Genomic DNA, 21,875 nt, shown 5'->3' on the forward strand with positions numbered 1-21,875 from the left:
GAAGAGAGTACATTCTTAAGAGATTCTATATATAAAGTATTGTGAATGCAATACTAAGATGTGGAGTATTTATAGAAAGTTGAAACAATAGCTGAGACTAAATACTCATATGATATCTGCTCCAATACTTATCATATCGTGATGGTTGGTAATGGGTAATGGGTAATGGGTAATGGTAGGAAAAAATCACCTATTTGCTATTGCTTATTACACACTGTGACAATCATATCATAAGTAATTAGACGAGCTTGATATCATTTTTATAAATATATATTTGACAGTTTGGTGTAAATAATTCATACCAATTCGTCAAAATCAATTAACAGATACAAAAGCAAAATTATAAGTTGTATCTGATTTTTTGAATTTTGAATTTTGCGGAAAGTTCTGTAGGCGGGTTTCCCGCCGTAGGAAACTTTCCAAGACGAATTTTGAATTGATTCTTCTGTCTCCACATTCTGAAAGTACATAGAGGCTAGGACAACGAGCAAATTATGAGCCAAACCTTTGCAACTATCGACGGCAATGAGGCTGTCTCCCGTGTTGCTTATAAATTGAATGAAGTGATTGCCATCTATCCTATCACCCCCTCTTCGGCAATGGGTGAATGGGCGGATGCTTGGGCGGCGGAAGGTCGTACCAATTTGTGGGGTACAGTTCCCCATGTGGTACAAATGCAGAGTGAAGGCGGTGCGGCGGCGGCTGTACATGGGGCTTTGCAAACGGGTTCCCTAAGTACGACTTTCACTGCTTCCCAAGGGCTGTTGTTGATGATACCCAACCTCTACAAAATTGGGGGTGAACTGACAAGCACTGTGGTTCACGTAGCAGCCCGTTCTTTGGCTACCCACGCCCTATCCATTTTTGGCGACCATAGTGATGTGATGGCGGCGCGTGGTACAGGGTTTGCGATGTTGTGTTCGGCTTCGGTGCAGGAAAGTCATGATTTAGCTTTCATTGCCCATGCAGCTACTTTAGAGACTAGGGTATCATTTCTGCATTATTTTGATGGCTTCCGTACTTCCCATGAAGTGCAGAAAGTGCAATTATTATCAGATGATGATTTGCGATCGCTGATCAACGAAGAGAAAGTATTCGCCCACCGCGCCCGCGCCCTGACTCCCGACAGTCCACTATTACGGGGGACAGCGCAAAACCCTGATGTCTTCTTCCAAGCCCGTGAAGGTGCAAACCCTTACTATAATGCTTGTCCGGAAATTGTCCAAAGCATTATGGATAAATTTGGGGAACGCACAGGAAGGTATTATCAACTATATGAATACCACGGCGCGAGTGATGCCGATCGCGTAATTATTCTCATGGGTTCCGGTTGTGAAACGGTACATGAGACAGTAGATTATCTTAACGCCCGTGGGGAAAAAGTAGGGGTTCTCAAAGTTAGATTATTTCGCCCCTTGGATGTCGAGAGATTTATTCAGGCTTTACCTAAGAGTGTACAGGCGATCGCAGTTCTCGACCGCACCAAGGAACCAGGAAGTGCGGGGGAACCTTTGTATTTGGATGTGGTGACGGCTTTGTATGAAGCAGGGGAGCAACCCACCCCTAGCCCCTCCCAGGAGGGGAAAGGAGCAGGGAAGCAGTTACCTAAAATTGTTGGTGGTCGTTATGGGCTTTCCTCGAAGGAATTTACCCCGGCGATGGTGAAGGCTGTGTTCGATAATTTGGCACAAGCTACGCCGAAGAATCATTTTACTATCGGTATTTATGATGATGTAACGCATACATCCCTGGAATATGACCCCAGTTTTTCAACAGAACCAGATAACGTTGTCCGGGCGATGTTTTATGGGTTGGGTTCTGATGGGACAGTCGGGGCTAATAAAAATTCCATCAAAATTATTGGGGAAGGAACGGACAATTACGCTCAAGGCTACTTTGTCTACGACTCCAAAAAATCTGGCTCAATGACAGTTTCCCACCTGCGCTTCGGGCCGCAACCAATTCGTTCTACCTACTTAATTGACCAAGCCAACTTTATTGGTTGTCATCACTGGGGCTTTTTGGAACGTATCGAAGTGTTAAAAGCTGCTGCACAAGGGGCGACTATATTGTTAAATAGTCCTTATGATGCGGATACTGTTTGGTCAAATTTACCCCTGAAAGTAAAGCAGCAAATTCTTGATAAGCAACTCAAACTCTACGTCATCAATGCTAACCAAGTCGCCCGTAATAGTGGGATGGGTGGACGCATCAACACTATTATGCAGGTGTGCTTCTTTGCGTTAGCGGGGGTATTGCCACAGGAGCAAGCGATCGCCAAAATTAAACAAGCGATTGAAAAGACCTATGGTAAGAAAGGCGCGGATGTTGTCCGCATGAATTTACAGGCGGTAGACCAAACCTTAGAGAATTTGCACCAGGTGAAGGTTCCCCTTGAGGAAAAAGGGAAATGGATAGACGAGGAAACATTCGCATCTAACCTTCCCTTCCCCACCAGCGCCCCCAAATTTGTCCGGGACGTTCTCTTAAAAATCATGGTGTGGCAAGGTGATGACTTACCTGTAAGTACATTACCACCAGATGGCACATTTCCCACAGGTACGGCGAAATGGGAAAAGCGGAACGTTGCGGAAGAAATACCCGTTTGGGATGGGGATGTCTGCGTACAGTGCAGTAAATGTGTGATGGTTTGTCCACATGGGGCAATTCGCGCTAAGGTATATCAGCCAACCGAGTTGGAGAATGCACCACCTACATTTAAGTCGGTGGATGCAAAGGATAAAGACTTTGCCAAGCAGAAGTTTACTATCCAAGTAGCGCCGGAAGACTGTACAGGTTGTGAGGTCTGTGTGAATGTCTGTCCCGCCAAAAATAAAGCCGAACCTTCACTTAAAGCCATTAACATGGCGCAACAGTTACCCTTGCGAGAACAAGAGAGGGAAAATTGGCAATTCTTCTTGAGTTTACCGAATCCTGACCGGACAAAGTTAAAACTTAACCAAATTCGTCAGCAGCAGCTACTAGAACCATTGTTTGAGTTTTCCGGTGCTTGTGCTGGTTGTGGTGAGACACCTTATGTAAAACTATTAACACAACTATTTGGCGATCGCGCAGTGGTTGCTAACGCCACAGGTTGTTCTTCTATCTACGGTGGAAACCTCCCCACTACACCTTGGACGAAGAACGCCGAAGGACGAGGCCCGGCTTGGTCTAATAGTTTATTTGAAGATAACGCCGAGTTTGGTTTTGGTTATCGTCTGTCATTGGATAAGCAAGCCGAGTTTGCGGCGGAACTTCTGCAACAGTTCAGCGCCGAAGTGGGTGATAAGTTGGTTGAGTCTATTCTCAATGCAGAACAGAAAACCGAGGCTGATATTTGGGAACAGCGTCAACGGATAGCGTTGTTGAAGGAAAAGTTGGATGAAATATTGAACGCAGATGCACGCAGATGCACGCAGATGGAAGAGGATGATATAAAGGTTCATCAGCGTTTATCGGCGGTGCAAAATCTTAAATCACTTGCTGATTATTTAGTCAAGAAAAGTGTCTGGATAATTGGTGGTGATGGTTGGGCTTATGACATTGACTTTCACGGTATCGACCATGTGTTAGCTAGTGGTCGCAATGTCAACATTTTGGTGATGGATACAGAAGTTTATTCTAACACCGGGGGGCAATCTTCTAAAGCTACGCCAAGGGCAGCCGTTGCTAAATTCGCCGCCAGTGGTAAGCCAGCGCCTAAGAAAGACTTGGGCTTAATGGCGATGAGTTACGGGAATGTGTATGTGGCGAGTGTGGCGTTGGGTGCGAAGGATGACCAAACACTCAAGGCGTTTTTGGAAGCAGAAGCTTTTGACGGCCCATCCTTAATTATTGCTTACAGCCATTGTATCGCCCACGGTATCAACATGGCGACGGGGATGCAGCATCAAAAAGCCTTGGTAGATTCTGGACGCTGGTTGTTGTATCGTTATAATCCACTGTTGCCACAACAGGGTAAAAATCCTCTACAGTTAGATATGCGATCGCCTACTCAATCAGTAGAGCAATCAATGTACCAAGAAACTCGCTTCAAGATGTTGACCAAAAGTAAGCCCCAGTTAGCTAAACAATTGCTAGAACAGGCCCAGGCTGAAGTTGATGCACGTTGGCAGATGTATCAATATTTGGCGAATAGGTAATGGGTAATGGGTAATTGGTAATGGGTAAAGTCCTATTACCTATTACCCAACTATAATTTTTGGCGCAGAATGTAGATTAAAATATAAATGTTACATTTTTGCAGGAGTTTATTCAATTTCTATTAATGCCGAACAACTGCACCAAATTCAGACTATTGCTAGCAGTTATGAAAACTTTCAATGTGTGGAATGTAGTCAAGCAATTCAAGCTTACTTAATTTCCGAAAACATTCCTGGCAAACTGATTAAATTATATACAGGAGCATCTACGGGTGCGAACAGCTTTATTTATGATGAAACATTTCCTGAAGCAGCTATTTCTACTAATGGTCGTCATCAAGGCGTTGCCATTATCATTAATGGTATAGAAACAGTTTTTGATAATCATCACCCAGCAGGCATTTCTAGAAATGAATGGATGGCAAATCTATTGTTTCAGGGCTTAGTGCATTTTGGGCAGCAATTTGAAATTACAGAGATAGAATTTTGAGGATATTAACGAATATGTTAGATGTAAAAAACGAATATCTTTATCATTTATTAGCAAGGATTAAGCAAAGACCAGGAATGTACATAGGGCAATGTTCTATTACTAGATTGAATATGTTATTGGTGGGTTATAGCCAAGCCAGAATGGAATTAGGATTACCTCGCACCGAACAAGAGAAGAATTTTGATAATTTTCAAGAATGGATACAGAATAAATATGATGTTACTGCTAGTCAAGGGTGGGATGGTATTATTCTAGCCAATTCTACTGATGAAAAAGATGCTTTTTATAAGTTTTTTCAGTTATTTGAGCAATTTATTAAGCAAGAAACAATCAATGCGAACTTAGAATTAACAATTACAGGAAATTCATAAGTTGGAAATTAACAGCTTATATTAATGTTCACCAGCATGGCGATCGCTCACCCAGCGCGTTTAATTCTCGGTTAATGATGAAATCCTACAATTCCTCGTTAGATAATAAACAGGACTTACGCACTGAAGTTATCTGTCGAGACAGGGTGTAAGGGTGTAAGGGTATAGGGGTATAGGTTTAGCGCTTTTACACCCCTACACCCCTATACCCCTGTACCCTTGCCAAAACCCTTGATTTTTCGTTTTCATGCGTAAGTCCTAATAAAACTTATAATTATAGTTTAGCTGAATCAAATTCAATACCACGACGTGCAAAATATTTATCAATGTTAATCTGCACAAATAAATCCTTGAGTTCTTCGGCAATCTCTTGAGGTGGATTTCCTGATAAAGCTATTGCAATTAAACGTTCTGCTGCTGCAATTTCTCCACAATCAATTGCTAAAGTTGCTGCACTAAGATGTAATACTGAACGTGTAGGTTCTGCTGCCAGATTATTGACGATTAATTCTGCTGCTAACCGTTCTTTTTCAAATGCTTCTCTGGAAAGTTGCAAGGCTAAAACAGAGTCGCCTTTTAGTTTAGCAACTTGTGCCATTTCAGCTAAATCCATTGCTTGTTTATGTAAATCTTGAATGTTATTCATTTTTTCACTACAAAACACAAAGGTTTACTAAACTCAACAATCACAATGTAAACTGGTAGACTACTATCAACAGAGTTTACTTGTTCCAATTTTTGTTTAGCTCTAGCTTTTATTTTACTGTCATCACCCTGACGGATGCCTGAGACTTCTAGCCTAACTGCATTTTGGAATGGGAGTTGATTATTATCACCTTTTTTGCCTAACCAGTAATCAAATCCAGTTCCTCTGCGGGAACGTTCGACAACTGTATATTCAGTCAGTTCTTGAATGATTAACAGGGTAATTCCATAGGCTGCCTGTTCTGTAGTGTATTCATTATCATTCCAACAGCGCAACATTTGCTCTGTGACTTCTTGCCAATAAATTTTGAAAACATCTGTTAAGTCTCCTTGAACTTGAAGTTCTACACCTTGGATATGTCCTTGATCATTCAAGCAAACAGCACAAGCTTCTGCTAATGCTGCACCAAAGGCTGGAGTAATAGCGGGTAATCCCTGCTCCAATTTGGTAATAATCAATTCTTTTGGGTTTAAATTCATTAAATAGTATCTCTATAAAGTTTCTTCTCTGTGGCTGTGCGACTCTGCGTGAGACAAAATTACCGCCTAAACAGAGAGCGAACCCAACGCCACAACCGACGCAACCCCCACCAAAAACCACGGCGAGAAACTACAGGCTTTTTTGGTTGAGAAAGACGCTCAATTGCATTGTTGCAATCTTGCACATCAGCATCAAGTCTCATTTTTTGATATAGTTCACAAGCATTGCGATAAGCACCTAGCGCGTCTGCTTCTCGCTTGACGTTTTCTAATGTCACACCTAAATTAAACCAAGCTTCTGCTTCCCCTCGAATATCGCCTATTTCCGCAGATACCTCCAAAGACTGCTGGAACAAATCAATCGCCTGTTGATACTGTCCCAGTGAGCCGTAAGCATTGCCCAACCCGATTAAAGAATGACCTTCATTATTGCGATCGCCTATTTCCTTAGATATCTCCCTAGACTGCTGGTAGAAGTCAATCGCCCGTTGGTATTCTCCCAAGGAGTCGTGAGCAATGCCTAAATTGTTTAAAGAATTACCTTCGCCTTTGCGATCGCCTATTTTCCTAAATATTTCCAAAGACTGCTCGAAGAACTTAATCGCCCGTTGGTATTCTCCCAGAGGGTTGTAAGCATTGCCCAAACCGATTAAGGAATTACCTTCACTATTACGAGCGCCTATGTTTCTGGATACTTCCAAAGCTTGCTCAAAGGACTCAATCGCCAGTTTGTACTCTCCCAAGGAGTGGTAAGCATTACCCAACCCGATTAAGGAATGGACTTTATTATTGTGATCGCCTATATCCCTAGATAGTTCCAAAGACTGCTCGAAGGACTCAATCGCCAGTTCGTAGCGTCCCAGGGAGTTGTAAGCATTGCCCAACCCTATTAAAGTAGCACCTTCACCATTGCGATCGCCTATCTCCCTGAAGATTTCCAAAGACTGCTGGAAGAACTCAATCGCCTGTTGGTACTTTCCCAGAGGGTTGTAAGCATTGCCCAAACCGATTAAAGTAGCACCTTCGCCATTGCGATCGCCTATGTTCCTAGATATCTTCAAAGACTGCTGGAATAACTCTATCGCCCGTTGGTATTGTCCCAGGGAGTTGTTAGCATTACCTAATGACGTGAGAGAAGCCCAGTAATTCCAATTTTCCCTATCACCAATTTCTTCCCATTTACTGACCAATTGCTCATATAGTTCTACTTGGTCTGTGTAATAACCCTGCAAGGACAAAAATTTATCACAAAATGCTAATACATCAAATGCCGAATCATACTTTTCTAATTGATACCAATGATAAAAAACTTCTAAATATTCTTTTATATCCTCTTTAGTCTGCCAAGGTTTTTGTTTAACATTCACAAGATAGTAATAAATCGCTCGTTGATGTGCTTCTGTCTGATCACCTGCTTTATACTGCACATACTCCAACACCACAGGCTGAAACTCAAAACGTTGTTTACCATTGAGTTTATCTTCCAACAAAGAACGCTTTACCAGATCCCTTAATTCTCTCTCAATCTCTGACTCTGAATTTCCAGGTAACACCGCCACTGCTGCTGCACTGTCAAACACACCACGATAAACACTAATATTCAGTAATAAATCTTTTTGTAACTTATTAAGTCTATTCAGACTGGCATCCAATACCAACTTCATCCCCACATTTTCCGAACGATGTACACCTACGACTTGGGGATTTGTTAACAACTGCCGTAAATTTCCTAAGCCTAAATCGGCTAATCTTTTTAAATCTGGGTCTTGCGAGTATTCATATTTTAATAAACCTGCTACCAATTTCAACAGTAGGGGATGTCCATCTACTAATTCGACAAACTCCGCTAAATTCCCTCTAATACCTAATTCTGATAACAGTGCTACCCCTTCATCTACTTGTAACCCTTTCAAGGGTAGCCATTCAAAGCCTATTAATTCTGGTCTTTCCCTGGTAGTGACTAATACCTTACTATTAGCGCCAGATTCTATCCATGCTTGGAAAAACTCGCCATAAAATAGACTTCCCCATTGTCTATTAGGTTGTAATAAACTTTCCAAATTATCAATAATTAGTAAAAATTGACCAGAACGTAAACACCTAACCAACGCCTCGACTAACTGCGCTTCTTGTTCTGGAATAGGAAAACCAAATTCACCCAGAACTTGACGAGCTAAATCACTAAAACTTACCCCATTACTAACATCAGCCCAAAATCGCTTGGGGAAACCCGCAATTTCTTCATAAATTTTCGTCGCCAGCGTTGATTTACCTATGCCACCGATGCCTTCTATACCAATTAAAAAGGTATTTTTATCAGTTAACCATTGCTGTATTTGAGCATATTCTGTTTCTCGTCCTTGCCAATGTTCTAAACTTTTACCAGGATTTCCTGCTTTAAGAACCCCTGGTGATTCTGCTTTGCTACTACTTTTTATATGAACAACATCTGTGGATAAATAAACATTCTCAGCTTCAATTGAACCAACTTGAGTTAGTTTGCTCTGATTTTGAGCATTTCCCTCTAACTTAATAATTTTTGCTTTCTTAGGGTTTGGTTCTTCCGCCATGATTAATCAGCATAGGTACAAATTTTTCTAGGTGATGCCATTGTTAGATTACAATACAAAATGAGCCATAAAAAGCAAGACTCATTTAATTAATCCTTCTGCACGGAGTCTTTTAGCTAATGGGGATTCTCCGGCTTCTAAACGTAATCTTTCCGCATACTCGAAACGTTGCTGCATATCAGCATCAATTTCTGCTTTATGTTCCCAATAATAAGCTAAAGCTGAATAAATCTGACTCATACTCAAATGTGGATACTGAAAATGTAATTCTTCTGGACTCCAACCATAAGCATGAATAGAAGTAACTAATTCCACAACTTTCATTGAACTTCCTTTGATGAATGGCACATTATGTTCATCAATCAGAATGTGTTTATATTCAGTAGAATTTATTTGATTCATAATTTCTCAAACGCCAGCCTTAACAAACCTTACTTATATCTTTACTTCCTCAGAGAGACACAGGCGCAAAGCTGACAATTTTATTTCAGTAGACCTCTTACAAAAGTCGTTCTTAGCGTTCTTTTCTTTGCGTCTTTGCGCCTTTGCGTGAGACAAAAAAAGATTTATGCAAGAAGTTTAGTCAACGCATATTAAACTTATCAACACTCCGCGCCCCTCCGCGTTTAAAAACTCACCTCATTAGCCTCTATTTTTCCGACTTGCTTGACTGTGCTTTGGTCATAAGCATTAGCACCCATCTGAATATTGTCCCCTGATTTCTCCGCCAATGTTTGCAAAATCTGGGCTAATTCCTCAGCCAAGACTGTATCAGCACTCAATATCTTTTGTAACTGGACTTGCAAAACAGTTTGTAAAGCTTTATCATCTGGATTTCCAGCTAAATCAATAGCAGCTTCTTTTGCTGCTTCCTTAGCTTCTACTTTGGGTTTCAGCTTACCCCAGATAGCCTTGACTGTATCCCAAGCATCTGCACCAGCTTGTTGATATGCACCTTCTGCAACTTTACCACCCACATTCAGCAGAAATGGCAGATGGGGCGCAAGTAATGAAACTATTGGGGCGACGATATCCATCATAGTTATAAGTTATACAATGTGTTTGTTAGATAGGATTTTAACCTATTTATTTAGGTGTGAGAAGCAATATTGAACGGCTGATTTTTGTGTTTACAGAGTAAATGTCTTAATCTGAAGGGTGATGATTATTAGGGCAGAGGGTGCGATCGCTCTTACTCATCTTCGCATTAGTCTGTAAATAATCATGCAGCAAATTACACCCACGCTTCAGCAAATTCCCTAAGCTAATCTCAGCTAAATTCTGCAACATCACCTGACCATCACCGCTACCTACTGCCAATGTCTGACTATCAGGACTGAAATTCACACTAGTTAATTCATCCTTGTCGCCTTTCAAGACTATCAGCAAACTCCCCTTCTGATTCCACAGCCAGACTTGATTATCACTGCTAGCGGCTAACATCTTACCGTCGGGGCTGAAACTGACGCTGATGAAAGTATCCCCATCACCGCCAAGATTTCTGATCAAACTACCGTCCCTATTCCATAATTTAACTGTGCCATCAATACTAGCTGAAGCTAAAACTTGCCCATCAGGCGACCATGCTACCCCATTGACGCGGCGGCTATGGTCTTTGAGGGTGTGGAGTAATTCACCGTCTCGACTCCATAATTTGATGGTGGTATCATCACTGGCGGAGGCTAACAATTTACCATCAGGACTAAAACTTACCCAATTGACAGCATCGGTGTGACCTTGTAAACTATGTAGTAGTTGACCGTCCCGACTCCAAATTTTCACTGTTTTATCTTTACTGGCGGAAGCTATTACTTGACTATCCGATGACCAAGCTACAGCTAAAACTCCATCTTGATGACCTTGTAAGGTGTGGAGTAGCTTACCTTGTTGATTCCACAACTTCACCGTTTTATCTTTACTAGCTGAGGCTATCATCTCCCCATCAGGCGACCAAGCTACACCCCAAATAGGCGCTGTATGACCTTTGAAAGTATTGACTAATTTTCCTTCTTTGTCGAGAATTTTCACGGTTTGATCTCGACTCGCCGCCGCCAAATTCTGTCCATTAGGACTAAAACTAACACTTGTCACCCAATCACTACCATCAGCTTTCGGGTTTCGCAACAAGACTTCATCCCAGCGCCAGAGTATCACCGTTTTGTCTCGACTACCAGAGACGAGACTGCGACCATCTGGGCTGAAATTGACAGTATTTACCCAACTGTTATGTCCCCTCAAAGTTCCTAAAAGTAAACCTTGAGGACTCCAAAGTTTGATGGTTGCGTCGATACTTGCAGAAGCGATGGTTTGTCCGTCGGGGCTGAAGGTAACTGCGGCGACTTCTGCGGTGTGTCCTGATAGGGTTTTTAATAATTTACCCTGAAGATTCCACAGTTTGATAGTCTTGTCAAAACTAGCTGTGGCTATTATATCACCATTGGGCGACCAAGCTACAGCCAAAATTGCATCATCATGACCTCGCCAACTTTTGACTAGTTTACCTTCCCGACTCCACAATTTCACGGTTTTGTCAGCACCTACGGAAGCGAGACTCAACCCATCAGCAGACCAAGCTATTCCTAAGACTGCATCACTATGACCTGATAGGGTTGTGCGTAATTTCCCTTCTCTAGTCCAGAGTTTGATGGTGTTGTCGCTACTGGCGGAGGCTAACAACTGACCATCAGGACTGAAACTGACAATATTTACACCGTCGTTATGTCCTGGTAATGTTGTGATTAGTTGACCGTCTCGATGCCACAATTTTACCGTTTTGTCTTGGCTAGCTGAGGCAATTAACAAGCTATCGGGACTGAAACTTACGCTATTCACTACATTATTATGTTGGGACAAGGTGTTAACTAAGCTGCCATCTTTACGCCAGATATCGATGGTATTATCGGCGCTGGCGGAAGCGATGAGGGAACCATCGGGGCTGAATACGGTACTATTTACGCCTGCGAGATGTCCTTCTAAGCGGTTGTACTCTCTCCCTCCCACGACGGCTTGATACAGTGCTGTTTTCACCTGTTCTCTAGTATTCGCATCTACCCAAATGGCTCGTTGCAGTTTTCTCCCGGCTTTGATACCTTCTTTGACAGCATCGAGACCTTTTTGGGAAGCAAACAAAGCGTTACTGGAAACACTCAGGGTTTTAATTTCGTTATCTACCCCGGTGATAATAGAATAGCTTAATCCCAAAATGGCAAGACAGGAAGCAGCTAGGGCAATTGTTAGTGAACGATTAAGTTTGGTTTCACTTAGTCTTTGTTGCTTTTGACTTTCTGCTAGTTGGGCGGTTAACTCTTTTTCTTTTAATTCGGCACGTAATTGTTCAATTTCTAGTTGAGTTAATTCTTCTCGCTTGCGTAGTTCCCTTAATTCTGCAAGTAAATCTAATCCCTGTTGTGGGTAAGTATCTATCTGTTGAGATTGCTGTTGTGTTTGACTAAGTTCGCTTTTTAGTCGCTCAATTTCATTTTGACTTTGCTGTACTTTGCGACGTAATTTTTTCAGTTGTGCCTGTAAGCTTGATTCCTGTTGTTGGAGATAGCGTATTAAATCTACTAAATAATCATGAATTAGTTGATAACGTTCGGGTACATCGGGAAATAATACCACTAAACCAGAGCTAACTAAGATGTCTAAAACTAAGTCTAGTTTGTCTGGGTCTTCTAATTCTGCTAGTTCAGCAGCTAATTCTGCACGGGTTTTAAAAGGGCGTTGGTTACTTTCATCTGTTAGGAGATACAACACAAGTAAGGCTGCACGCTCATTTTCTGGGCCGCAGTCTTTGATGAGTTCTTTGATGTATCTTTCTATGAGTTTGTTTGGTCGATATGGTTGATATTGTTTTAAGGTGTTAATTCTCTCATCTTGTAATTGAGCGCCAACAACTTGTAATTCGATGGGGCGGACTTCTCCTAATTCGGTGGATAAGTCGGCGACTACAGCATCAATTAAGGCGGGTTCTAAGTTGATTTGCGATCGCTCTGTTAATTTCTGAATGATGAGTTTGGCATATTCGGGGGAAAAGTTATTGATTTGATAGCGGATTTGTTTATCGAGAATGTTATTATTAATTGCTTCCAGGCGGGAAAGATGCTTAAATTCTAATAGACGATGTAAATAATCTTCTCTGATGGAAAAGATGATTTTGACAAAGGATATATTCAGGCATTGACTGAGGAAATTATCAAATTCTTGCTGTTGTTGACGATTTCCTACAGTCGGGGGAACGTCATCGCCATAAGCAAAGAAAAATTCCTCAAACTGGTCAAATATCAAAACTGTGATATAATGGTTGTCAGCATTTTGGCGTAGTTGCTGTAAGATATCCGCCATTGTCATCGGTGGTGTAGAGGTCGGCAAAACCTCCGGGGCGATCGCAGCATCCCCTTGAATATGATTTACCGCCTCAGTTAAAGATTTACCTAATTCGCGCACCCAATCAGTGTATACTTGCAATACCACAGGCATAGCTAACTGATCACCGATCGCTCGATTTTGTAATGCAGGTACTAACCCAGCCGTGACAGTAGAACTCTTCCCCACCCCCGAAGGGCCATGAATGACAATCAATTTCTGGTCAGCACGGCTAATTCTGCCAATTAAATTATTTATATCCTGTTCTCGACCAGAAGCGGCAATTTCTAAAGCTAAGGTACTAGTTCCCGTAGCTGACATCAAAGCCGGGTTGGTCGCCTGTCTTTGGGGTTGTAACCTCCCCGCACCAATAAAAGCGCGTAAGCCATACTGCTGTTCTACCGACCGCCGTTGTTGTCTAATGCGGTAGGCTTCCAGATATCTGCCGGCTTCAAAATAGAGCGATCGCAATGTCCGCAATAGTCTAATATAACGATGGGCATCATATTGATGGGCGCTATGTTCCAATGCTGCTGGTAACTCTTTGGCTGCTTTATCTAAATATTTCTCTGCCACTGTTTGCTCACCCAAATTTTGCTGGGCTTTAGCTAAAATTAAGTAATATACCTGTGCTAACAACAGGGGAAATAGACAATGATGGGGGTCGCCATCATTATTTTGTTGCGCCTCCCCTAATTTGAACAGTGATACCTGCGCCAAAATACTCGCCTGTACCCAGCGCGACTCTTGTAACGCTACCTGCGCCAAAAAACCGTAATCACAAGCCAGTTGAATGTGATTACCATAATTATGATGCAATTCCAGCGCCGTTTTCGCCACAGTTGCCAATTCATCCCAAGCTTGCAGATGTTCCAAAACCTCCGCCAGTTGACCAATTAACACCCCTGCAATATCCGGTCTTCCCGCTACCTGAAAAATCTCCAAGCTGTCTTGAAAGTAAGATTTCGCCCTCTCCCAATGATGACGATGATCTAGCTGATTCTGCTCGCCCAGACGGCAGTAACATAGACCAATGAAGAATTGCAACACCCCTTGTCTGAGTGTGGGGGATGTGGGGGGAGTGGGGGGAGATGAGGGAGTGGGGGGAGATGGGGGAGATGAGGGAGTGGGGGGAGATGAGGAAGAAATTATTAACTTTCCCTTTCCCCTTTCCCCTTTCCCCTTTCCCCTTTCCCAGTCCCCAGTCCCCAGTCCCCAATCCCCTAACTGTTGCCAAATTTGCAAACTTTGTTGAAAATGATGGAGGGCGTGATGAATGCGATCGCTCACATAATCATCTAAGCCAAAGACAAATTTTAAACTGGCGTTCAATTCTGGCTCTAAGGTAATTCCTCGCTCATCTAACTCAGCAATTCCATATTGTAGTTCATTGCTATGTTGCCAAACTTGCTCTAGGGTCTTGTATTCTCCTGTGGCTTGTATCTGTTGCCTTTGTCCGAGATTTTTGGGTAAAATTCTGGCAAATAAAGTGTCGGTTTCTGCCCGCAAGAATTGTAACAACTCTGGGGTCGTCATGGCAAACCGAATCGGTGTCGCCGCCCAACTCGCAAAGTCAGGTGCTAAACGCATCACTTTCTGCAAAACTTCGTCATTTACCCAAAAAATCATGGGAAAGGAATGGCGTTTGGGAAATTCATCCCGAATGTGATTAATTGAGCGCAGTAAGTCGTCAATTTCATCGACGGTTTCTAACCCTAACACCATCAAGGCTGATGGCGGTTGCTGTTCGGGCAGATTTAGATGCAGTGCAGTGTATAAACTTCTGGTATTATGGGGTAGAACAACTTTGTGAATGTGAGCATCAGTCGCCATCTCATCGAGCCGTTGCAATGTCTGCTGTTGCAAGACGCGATAGTTACAGCAAACCAAGGCTACAGAAAAGTTACCATGCGATAGGGCGATCGCTCTCCACAAACTCCGCAAAGCTCTCTCATTGGCTGCTTTGATATCTACTGATGGGTTTGGTTCAACCATGACTGAAATTTTTGTGTCTCCGCTATCACTGGGTTAACAGCAAACCAAGCTCCTTGATGGTCGCGGTATTCAAAAACAAATAAGCTCCGCAATAGTGCATGATATTCAATATCACCCTTAACCCTCTGCTCTTGCATTACCTGAAAGATTAACTCCCACTCGTGGGGGTCGATGGCGTTGGCGCGGTAGTCCCTTTGTCTTTGAATTACCAATTCTACACAGTCTCTTCCAAAGGGTGGGTCTTGTTCGCGCAAGCAGTCAAACAGTAATCCTAATAAGTCTCTTACATGACCACCACTGATCAAACACAACCTATCTAATGTTTCTAAACTATCAAACACTTCTGTAGTTAATTCTAAGCGATCGCTTGCCCGAATGTCAGGAAAACTCCTAGCCAATACCATTTGGCGCATCAATGCTAACCCTTGGGTGAAAATTTCCCCAGACCGCAGGCGTACAGGTATCATCGGTAAAACTTTCGGTGCTACTCCACCCCCCAGGCGATGTTGCAGTTCGGCGCTATTGTTGGAGAAGGTTAACGCTAAGGGAATGGTGTAAACTACATGACAGTTGAGGTTGCGTAACTGTTCACCCCGTTCAATAAACAAGTATTCTGGTAGGGATATTCCCGATGGTAAAGGTCGAATTGCTACCCTATCCAAGTTATCCACAATCACAACCAAACCCCTTTTCCCCAAGGCTTTGAGGTCTTTGTTAGCCCGCTCCAGCAATTCAGAATTAATAGATTGCAGTATACTTTGTGTACGCGGCTCTAAGTAATCTCGCAAGCGTCGGCGTAATTGGGGACTTTCCTTTGTCTTGGCGGTGATTTTGGCAATACCTACAGATAACTCACCTTCCACACCCAATTCTATCGGTGTTTGCAGAAAATCGACAACCTCCCCAAATAACCTAGTAAAGTATTTGGGTTTGAGGCGAATTTTGATCGCTTCTAAACTTTCGCTCACCTGACCAGCGATCGCTAGTAAAATATCAGTCACATCCACATCCGCCATTTCTAGGACATGGGTAGACTCAAAGTAAACTACGTGAAATTGCTGTTCTTCTAACTCAGCCTTGAGGCGTAGCAACTCCGTAGATTTGCCACAGCCAAGATGCCCAGTAAATAGCTGACAAGTGGGCGCGTCTGGTGATATTCTAGTAATAGTACGCAGTAAAGCCTCGATAATTTTACCGCCCCGTACCGCCGCAAAATCGATATAGTAACGGCGATCGCTAGGATTACCCATCATCAGAGGTCTGCTAGGATTGCAAGCCTGATAAAATCTTTCTAAATCTAGGGGCATAGCTAATTAAACTTACTGAAGAATGGGCAAGTTGAAACCTACTGAATCAATATATTAATTTTTAGCAATTTATGCTTTAAACCAGCCCGAATTGCACAAATTACTTCTTTCATGATATCTATCGCAGTGAGGATTGAGCTTGTGATTTGTGCAATCAGAAATTCGGAGAAAATGCAAGCTACCGAATCTCACACACTGAGTAAATTTGAATACAAATTAAGTATTTTCCACATTTTTAGCCTTAACTTTACGAAAATCTTAAAAATCTGGTCTTTCTTTACGTGAAAAACAAACTTGCTGCATATCAGCCGTACTAAACTTAACTTTAGTTAAATATACTGAAATAAAAAAACAAATTGTCGGTAAAAGATATGCCTCAATCAGTCAAAGATTTAATGATTTTGGATTGCACCTTGTTTAAAGTCCAAAAAACCTAGTTTTTTATTTTTATAGCAGTAGCTACATAGGTTAGGACAATGATAAATTACAAAATCTTTATAGTAATGGGGTTTTGAACCAGTCACCTGTCGCCTCTCCCCTGCTGTAAGTAAAGAAGTAGTAAATACTTAGTGAAATTACATGAAGATTTTCTGGATGAAAACTCCACATTATGAAAAGTTTATATGAATATGCTTATTTTTAAATAAAAAATGGTACTGTTACTTAAGTACAACAAATTCACAGTAAATTATGAGAGTTGTTCAATAAAAACTATTTTTTATTGCTCAATAAATGTCAGGGAGTAAACAGTACCAATTTTTTTAAACTACTCATGATCAAATATTGAGAAAGCTTATGAAAGACCGCTTGCATAGTAGTAAAAGCAAGTTATACTGGGAGATGATCCTCAAAATAACAATATATATTACTAGTTCAACTCTACTATTCACGGCTAGTATAGTATTTGTTAAATCCCTGTTTTTTTACATCAATTCTTTTACCAAATCTAGCTATCCTACTTCAGTTCCTTGGATTAAAAACCAATACGAATGTGAATATACAGGTAGAACCTGGAGCCGAAATGAGTGTTGGGATAAAGAGCAAAGTCCTTGGTTTTAAATATCGTAGTTGCCAAAGACATGAGGACAGCAAAAAATCATCAAACAGCTAATTACTGGGTTTCCAACCTGTCCCCTATCCCCTATCACCTACAAGATTAACTAGATTCTCGCCATTGAATTGGTATTTCCCAATTATCAGGTAAGCGAGTTGTGCGATCGCCAATGGCAATACTAATTTGTTGGGGATTTAAATTTTTCACCCCCGTCAGATTTGCTCCCGCCAATTTCACATCACAGAAGTTAGCATTCCCTAAGTTAGCACCTACAAGATTCGCTCCAGAAAGATTTGCTTGGTAAAGGGTGGCTCTTTGCAAATTAGCTCCCATTAAATTAGCTCCTACCAAATCTGCTTCAGTCAAACTTGCTTCAGTGAAATCAGCAAATAAAACTTCTGCTTGTTGTAACTTAGCTGCATTCAAATTTGCTCCTGCAAGATTTACCCCATTAAGATTTGCACCATTGAGATTTGCACCAATTAAACCACAAAGATACAACTCAGCCTTGCCTAACTTAGCTCCTTGCAGGTTAGCTAAAAATAACTTTGCTCCAGAAAGATTTGCTAATTTGAGTACTGCTTGTTGTAAATTAACTTTGTAAAGATTGGCTCCTTGCAAGTTAGCCGCACGTAAACTCGCACCCGTAAGGTTAGCACTCCGTAAATTTGCGCCACTCAGGTCAGCACGATTTAAATTCGCGCCTTGTATATCGGCTCCTTGTAAATTCGCTTTCACAAAGCTAGCCTCAAACAGAATAGCACCAGCAAGCTTGACACCTTCCAGGTTTGCGCCGCTAAAATCGCAACCACGCAAATCTGCTCCTTGCAGATCACAACCACGTAAGTCCGCTCTTTGTAAATTAGCGCCTAAAAGCTCTACTCGCCTGAGATTGATATTACGCAAATCGAGTTTTTGATTTTCCTCATCATGTAAGTAATTACGGCGAGCAATGACAGTCAAGGCTACTTGAACATCTCTACGTATTTTTGGAGATTCTTCAGTCACATTCAAATAGGACTGTGTTTTCCGGCGCTCCCCTTTCCGATACCTTTTCAAAGATGTTGGCTGTGAGTCATCTTCCTCTGGTGCTTCTATCTCTCCCACAGCAGCATTCTCTCGAATAAAAGCTGTGAGGATTTCAATAACTGTCCAGTGTTCTTGCGGAAAATCCTGTGCAACTTTTTCTAAAACATAAATTGCACCTGTGCGGGTTTCAATCTTGTCATGTCCTAGTTGTGTAATAGCAGTCATCAGACGCTCGGAAATTATCCGATTCTCGGACAATTTAGCATTTTGAACAGTGATTTCTAAATTTTTTTCCGCAGTTAAAGCGCTTTTATTTAGCACATCTATCCGCTTTGCCGCATAGTAAGCATTAACTGTTACGCCTAAACCTAAAAAAATGATCGCGGTGGTGGTTAACGCCTGATTCCTAAAAAGCAATTTTTGTTGAATAGTCAATCCTTCAGAATTGGGTGATGCAAATACAATCAAGGCTACGGTGACAGCAAATATAACGCTTATACCAATTGACCAACGCCATAATTTTTCTGTTTTATTCGCAGGCATAATTGTATCATCCCTTACCACACCCAATTAATACTGTTGTATTTTTCCCAAATGATACACTATTTAACTCTAAATTTAAATATACTAAAGATAGTATTAATTCAGATTTTGCTGACAAAAAAGAAATATTAACAATTATTTTATAATTTAGGGCTGGCGGACAAATTCAAGTTGAGTATGAGAAAATTAGTTATCTGATTCATTTTCACTTGTGGATTTTGGATGCTGGGTACAGAGAGTATGACTATTGCTAGTCGTAAATTTTACTTCTCTTAAATTAGCTCCATTAAGTCTTGTCTCGTGTAAAATTACTTCTGACAAACTAGCTAAATATAAATTTGCTCCAGCTAGGTTAGCGCCAGAAAGGTTTGCACCAGTTAGGTTTGCTGCACTGAGAATTGAAAGAGATAAATTTGCTCCAGCTAGGTTAGCGCCAGAAAGGTTAGCAGCTGTGAGAATTGTGCCGCATAAATTAGCTTCAGATAAGTTTGCGCCAGCAAGATTAACGCGATAGAGATTAGCTCCCTCTAAGTTACCTTGTCTTAAATTTGCTCCTCGCATATCAACATAACTTAAATCTAATTGTTGATTTTCAGGGTCATGTTTGATATTTCTCTTGGCAATCACATCTAAAGCTGCTTGCATAATTAATGTTGAGCTATTGTCTGACCGTGATAAGGAAATATTGGCTGCATGATTACGTATAAAAGTGCAGATAACTTCCATGATAAGCCAGTGATATTGAAGATAATTATGAGCTATCCGCTCTAACTGATAAACAGCATTTAGTCTGCCTTCCATTGTTGGATGCTGTAAATCTTTTATCACCGTTTTTAAGTATTGATTGGTAACAGGGATTTCTGCATAGACGTTCATTTTTTTACAAGGCAAAACCCTGTCATTGATGAAATCAACCATGAGATTGCTGTATTGTATATTTTGTGCAAATGTACGATAAACATTAACAATGTTAGTTAACATAAATCAAAAAAATAATTGATGACTTTTGTTTTGCTATTGTGCATGATTTTTTCCAATTTGAGTATTCGTAAATGTAACGATAATTGGTAAAAATATTAAATTAAATATCACTATTTCCTTGATCGTGTATCAATTACAACATTAATCATGTTAATTTATCAATAATTATTTGATAGATTTTGTTGTGTTTTTTACTTGTTTTTGGTAATTTTAAATATAGTTACATCAGCCATAACACAATATTGATATAATCATTGTTGATAGTTGGAAAAAGTAATGAGTAAGTCTATTGTTAGTTATTACTGGTGAAATACCGCGCATTTCATCTGAGTGAGGTACATAAGGGCGGGCTGTTCGTCCCAACGCCACTTGAATTTTACAATTTACCTGCAACTTGCTGTGTAGGCAGAAAAGTTTTTCTGTAAATTAAATTCAGCTAAAACAAATACATCATTTAATTCAATCATCAATAGATGCCGCGAAATATACAGCCACTTGCTAACAATTTAGTAATAGTTGGTGGGGGTCACAGTCATGCGATTCTACTGAGAATGTTGGGCATAAAACCTCTATCTGGAGTCAGTTTAACTTTAATATCTCCAGCTTCAGATACACCATACTCTGGAATGTTACCTGGACATATTGCTGGTGTTTACAGCCGCGATGAATGTCATATTAACCTGCAAAGATTAGCTAATTTTGCTCAAGCGCAGTTTTATATAGATGAAGTAGTTGGACTAGATTTAAACAACCACAAAGTAATTTGTGCTAAACGTCCGCCAGTAGATTTTGACCTATTATCTATTGATATTGGCAGCACTCCCGCCACAATGTCTGTATCTGGTGCAGCAGAATATGCAGTTCCTGCTAAACCCGTGTCGCAATTATTAGAGCATTGGTATGAGGTAGTAGATAGCGTAACTCAAAATCCGCAAATTAAGATGAGGATTGCGATCGCCGGTGGTGGTGCGGGTGGCGTAGAATTAGCCCTATCAATGCAAGCACATCTACAGCGCATCTTACAACAAGCCCAACAACCCTTAAGTAATCTGGAAATTCACTTATTCCATCGTCATCCTGAATTAATGTCCCATCATCACCCATCAGTACAGCGTCAGGTCAAGCAAATATTAATTAAACGCGATGTCAAGTTACACTTAGGGGAAACGGTATGCAAAATTGCACCATGTGATGAGTTATTAGAAATTAAATGTGAATCTGGCTTAAGAGTAAAATGTGACAAAATTTTTTGGGTAACACAAGCTTCAGCCCCCCAATGGTTAAAGACAACAGGTTTAGCCACTGACGAGCGAGGCTTTATTCTAGTTAATGACACATTACAATCACTCACACATCCAGAAGTATTTGCAACTGGGGACATCGCCACCATGATTAATTATCCCCGTCCGAAAGCCGGAGTGTTTGCAGTACGCCAAGGTAAGCCTTTATATGAAAATCTGCGGCGGATGTTGCAGGGACAACCACTCAAACCCTACATACCACAGCAACAATACTTAAGTTTAATCGGTACAGGTGACGGAAATGCGATCGCCACCAGAGGCAATATAACTTTACCACCCCACCCATTACTCTGGCGGTGGAAAGACTGGCTTGACAGGCGGTTTATGCAGCAGTTTGAGGGACTGGGGAGATGAGGGAGATGAGGGAGTGGGGGGAGATGAGGTAAACCCACCCCTAACCCCTCCCTGGAGGGGAATAGGGAGATGAGGGAGTAGGGGGAGATGAGGGAGAAATTATGAACTTTCCCCCTTCCCCCTTCCCCTTTCCCCTTTCCCCTTTCCCCAGTCCAATGACAATTCTGCAAAAATACCCCAATTAG

13 protein-coding genes are annotated in these 21,875 nt (G+C 41.4%); 4 read left to right on the forward strand and 9 right to left on the reverse strand.

Annotated features, from left to right (window positions below; genetic code table 11):
* Window positions 1-494 precede the first annotated feature (494 nt).
* The 3 genes from nifJ to H6G83_RS07520 all read left to right on the forward strand — a co-directional run bounded on the left by nifJ (window position 495) and on the right by H6G83_RS07520 (window position 5,006).
* The gene (nifJ, locus tag H6G83_RS07510; protein WP_190469301.1) at window positions 495-4,142 is read left to right on the forward strand and encodes a pyruvate:ferredoxin (flavodoxin) oxidoreductase; all 3,648 of its coding nucleotides are present in this window, start codon (window positions 495-497) and stop codon (window positions 4,140-4,142) included.
* A gap of 136 nt (window positions 4,143-4,278) precedes the next feature.
* The gene (locus tag H6G83_RS07515) at window positions 4,279-4,632 is read left to right on the forward strand and encodes a papain fold toxin domain-containing protein (protein ID WP_199328362.1); all 354 of its coding nucleotides are present in this window, start codon (window positions 4,279-4,281) and stop codon (window positions 4,630-4,632) included.
* Between the two features lie 14 nt (window positions 4,633-4,646).
* Window positions 4,647-5,006 (forward strand): hypothetical protein, encoded by a 360-nt coding sequence (locus H6G83_RS07520; protein ID WP_190469305.1) that lies wholly within the window; start codon window positions 4,647-4,649, stop codon window positions 5,004-5,006.
* 274 nt (window positions 5,007-5,280) lie between these two features.
* Here the strand turns inward: H6G83_RS07520 and H6G83_RS07525 are convergent, their stop codons facing one another.
* The 9 genes from H6G83_RS07525 to H6G83_RS07565 form a co-directional block, all read right to left on the reverse strand.
* Entirely contained in the window at window positions 5,281-5,652 is a 372-nt protein-coding gene (locus tag H6G83_RS07525) for a hypothetical protein (protein ID WP_190469308.1), read from the reverse strand.
* Window positions 5,649-6,191, reverse strand: a complete 543-nt coding sequence (locus tag H6G83_RS07530; RefSeq protein WP_190469312.1) for a hypothetical protein — start codon at window positions 6,189-6,191, stop codon at window positions 5,649-5,651. Before H6G83_RS07530 ends, H6G83_RS07525 begins: the two co-directional genes overlap by 4 nt.
* Window positions 6,192-6,250: 59 nt before the next feature.
* Window positions 6,251-8,761, reverse strand: coding sequence for a tetratricopeptide repeat protein (locus tag H6G83_RS07535; RefSeq protein WP_190469313.1), 2,511 nt, complete (start codon window positions 8,759-8,761; stop codon window positions 6,251-6,253).
* 81 nt (window positions 8,762-8,842) lie between these two features.
* A complete protein-coding gene (locus tag H6G83_RS07540) occupies window positions 8,843-9,163 on the reverse strand; it encodes a DUF433 domain-containing protein (RefSeq protein WP_190469315.1) in 321 nt (106 codons plus the stop codon).
* 224 nt (window positions 9,164-9,387) lie between these two features.
* Complete coding sequence (locus H6G83_RS07545; protein ID WP_190469317.1) at window positions 9,388-9,801, reverse strand: hypothetical protein; 414 nt, start codon at window positions 9,799-9,801, stop codon at window positions 9,388-9,390.
* A gap of 106 nt (window positions 9,802-9,907) precedes the next feature.
* Window positions 9,908-15,121, reverse strand: a complete 5,214-nt coding sequence (locus tag H6G83_RS07550; RefSeq protein ID WP_190469319.1) for a WD40 domain-containing protein — start codon at window positions 15,119-15,121, stop codon at window positions 9,908-9,910.
* Window positions 15,097-16,428, reverse strand: a complete 1,332-nt coding sequence (locus tag H6G83_RS07555; RefSeq protein WP_190469323.1) for a P-loop NTPase fold protein — start codon at window positions 16,426-16,428, stop codon at window positions 15,097-15,099. The genes H6G83_RS07550 and H6G83_RS07555 overlap by 25 nt, the downstream gene beginning before the upstream one ends.
* A gap of 1,156 nt (window positions 16,429-17,584) precedes the next feature.
* Window positions 17,585-19,054: a pentapeptide repeat-containing protein gene (locus H6G83_RS07560; protein ID WP_190469326.1), complete on the reverse strand. Its 1,470-nt coding sequence runs from the start codon at window positions 19,052-19,054 to the stop codon at window positions 17,585-17,587.
* 186 nt (window positions 19,055-19,240) lie between these two features.
* Entirely contained in the window at window positions 19,241-20,035 is a 795-nt protein-coding gene (locus H6G83_RS07565) for a pentapeptide repeat-containing protein (RefSeq protein ID WP_190469328.1), read from the reverse strand.
* Window positions 20,036-20,508: 473 nt separating this feature from the next.
* On the opposite strand from H6G83_RS07565, the gene H6G83_RS07570 reads away from it, so the two are divergent.
* A complete protein-coding gene (locus H6G83_RS07570) occupies window positions 20,509-21,690 on the forward strand; it encodes an FAD-dependent oxidoreductase (RefSeq protein WP_190469331.1) in 1,182 nt (393 codons plus the stop codon).
* Window positions 21,691-21,875: the final 185 nt, after the last annotated feature.

This window comes from Anabaena azotica FACHB-119 (genome assembly GCF_014697625.1).
Taxonomy (GTDB): domain Bacteria; phylum Cyanobacteriota; class Cyanobacteriia; order Cyanobacteriales; family Nostocaceae; genus Trichormus; species Trichormus azoticus_A.

Bases quoted from the DNA above. Each gene is read 5' to 3' on its own strand.
- H6G83_RS07530 (WP_190469312.1), bottom strand. From the start codon at position 6,191: ATGAATTTAAACCCAAAAGAATTGATTATTACCAAATTGGAGCAGGGA.
- H6G83_RS07565 (WP_190469328.1), bottom strand. From the start codon at position 20,035: ATGTTAACTAACATTGTTAATGTTTATCGTACATTTGCACAAAATATA.
- H6G83_RS07535 (WP_190469313.1), bottom strand. From the start codon at position 8,761: ATGGCGGAAGAACCAAACCCTAAGAAAGCAAAAATTATTAAGTTAGAG.
- H6G83_RS07540 (WP_190469315.1), bottom strand. From the start codon at position 9,163: ATGAATCAAATAAATTCTACTGAATATAAACACATTCTGATTGATGAA.
- nifJ (WP_190469301.1), top strand. From the start codon at position 495: ATGAGCCAAACCTTTGCAACTATCGACGGCAATGAGGCTGTCTCCCGT.
- H6G83_RS07555 (WP_190469323.1), bottom strand. From the start codon at position 16,428: ATGCCCCTAGATTTAGAAAGATTTTATCAGGCTTGCAATCCTAGCAGA.
- H6G83_RS07550 (WP_190469319.1), bottom strand. From the start codon at position 15,121: ATGGTTGAACCAAACCCATCAGTAGATATCAAAGCAGCCAATGAGAGA.
- H6G83_RS07545 (WP_190469317.1), bottom strand. From the start codon at position 9,801: ATGATGGATATCGTCGCCCCAATAGTTTCATTACTTGCGCCCCATCTG.
- H6G83_RS07560 (WP_190469326.1), bottom strand. From the start codon at position 19,054: ATGCCTGCGAATAAAACAGAAAAATTATGGCGTTGGTCAATTGGTATA.
- H6G83_RS07525 (WP_190469308.1), bottom strand. From the start codon at position 5,652: ATGAATAACATTCAAGATTTACATAAACAAGCAATGGATTTAGCTGAA.
- H6G83_RS07570 (WP_190469331.1), top strand. From the start codon at position 20,509: ATGCCGCGAAATATACAGCCACTTGCTAACAATTTAGTAATAGTTGGT.
- H6G83_RS07520 (WP_190469305.1), top strand. From the start codon at position 4,647: ATGTTAGATGTAAAAAACGAATATCTTTATCATTTATTAGCAAGGATT.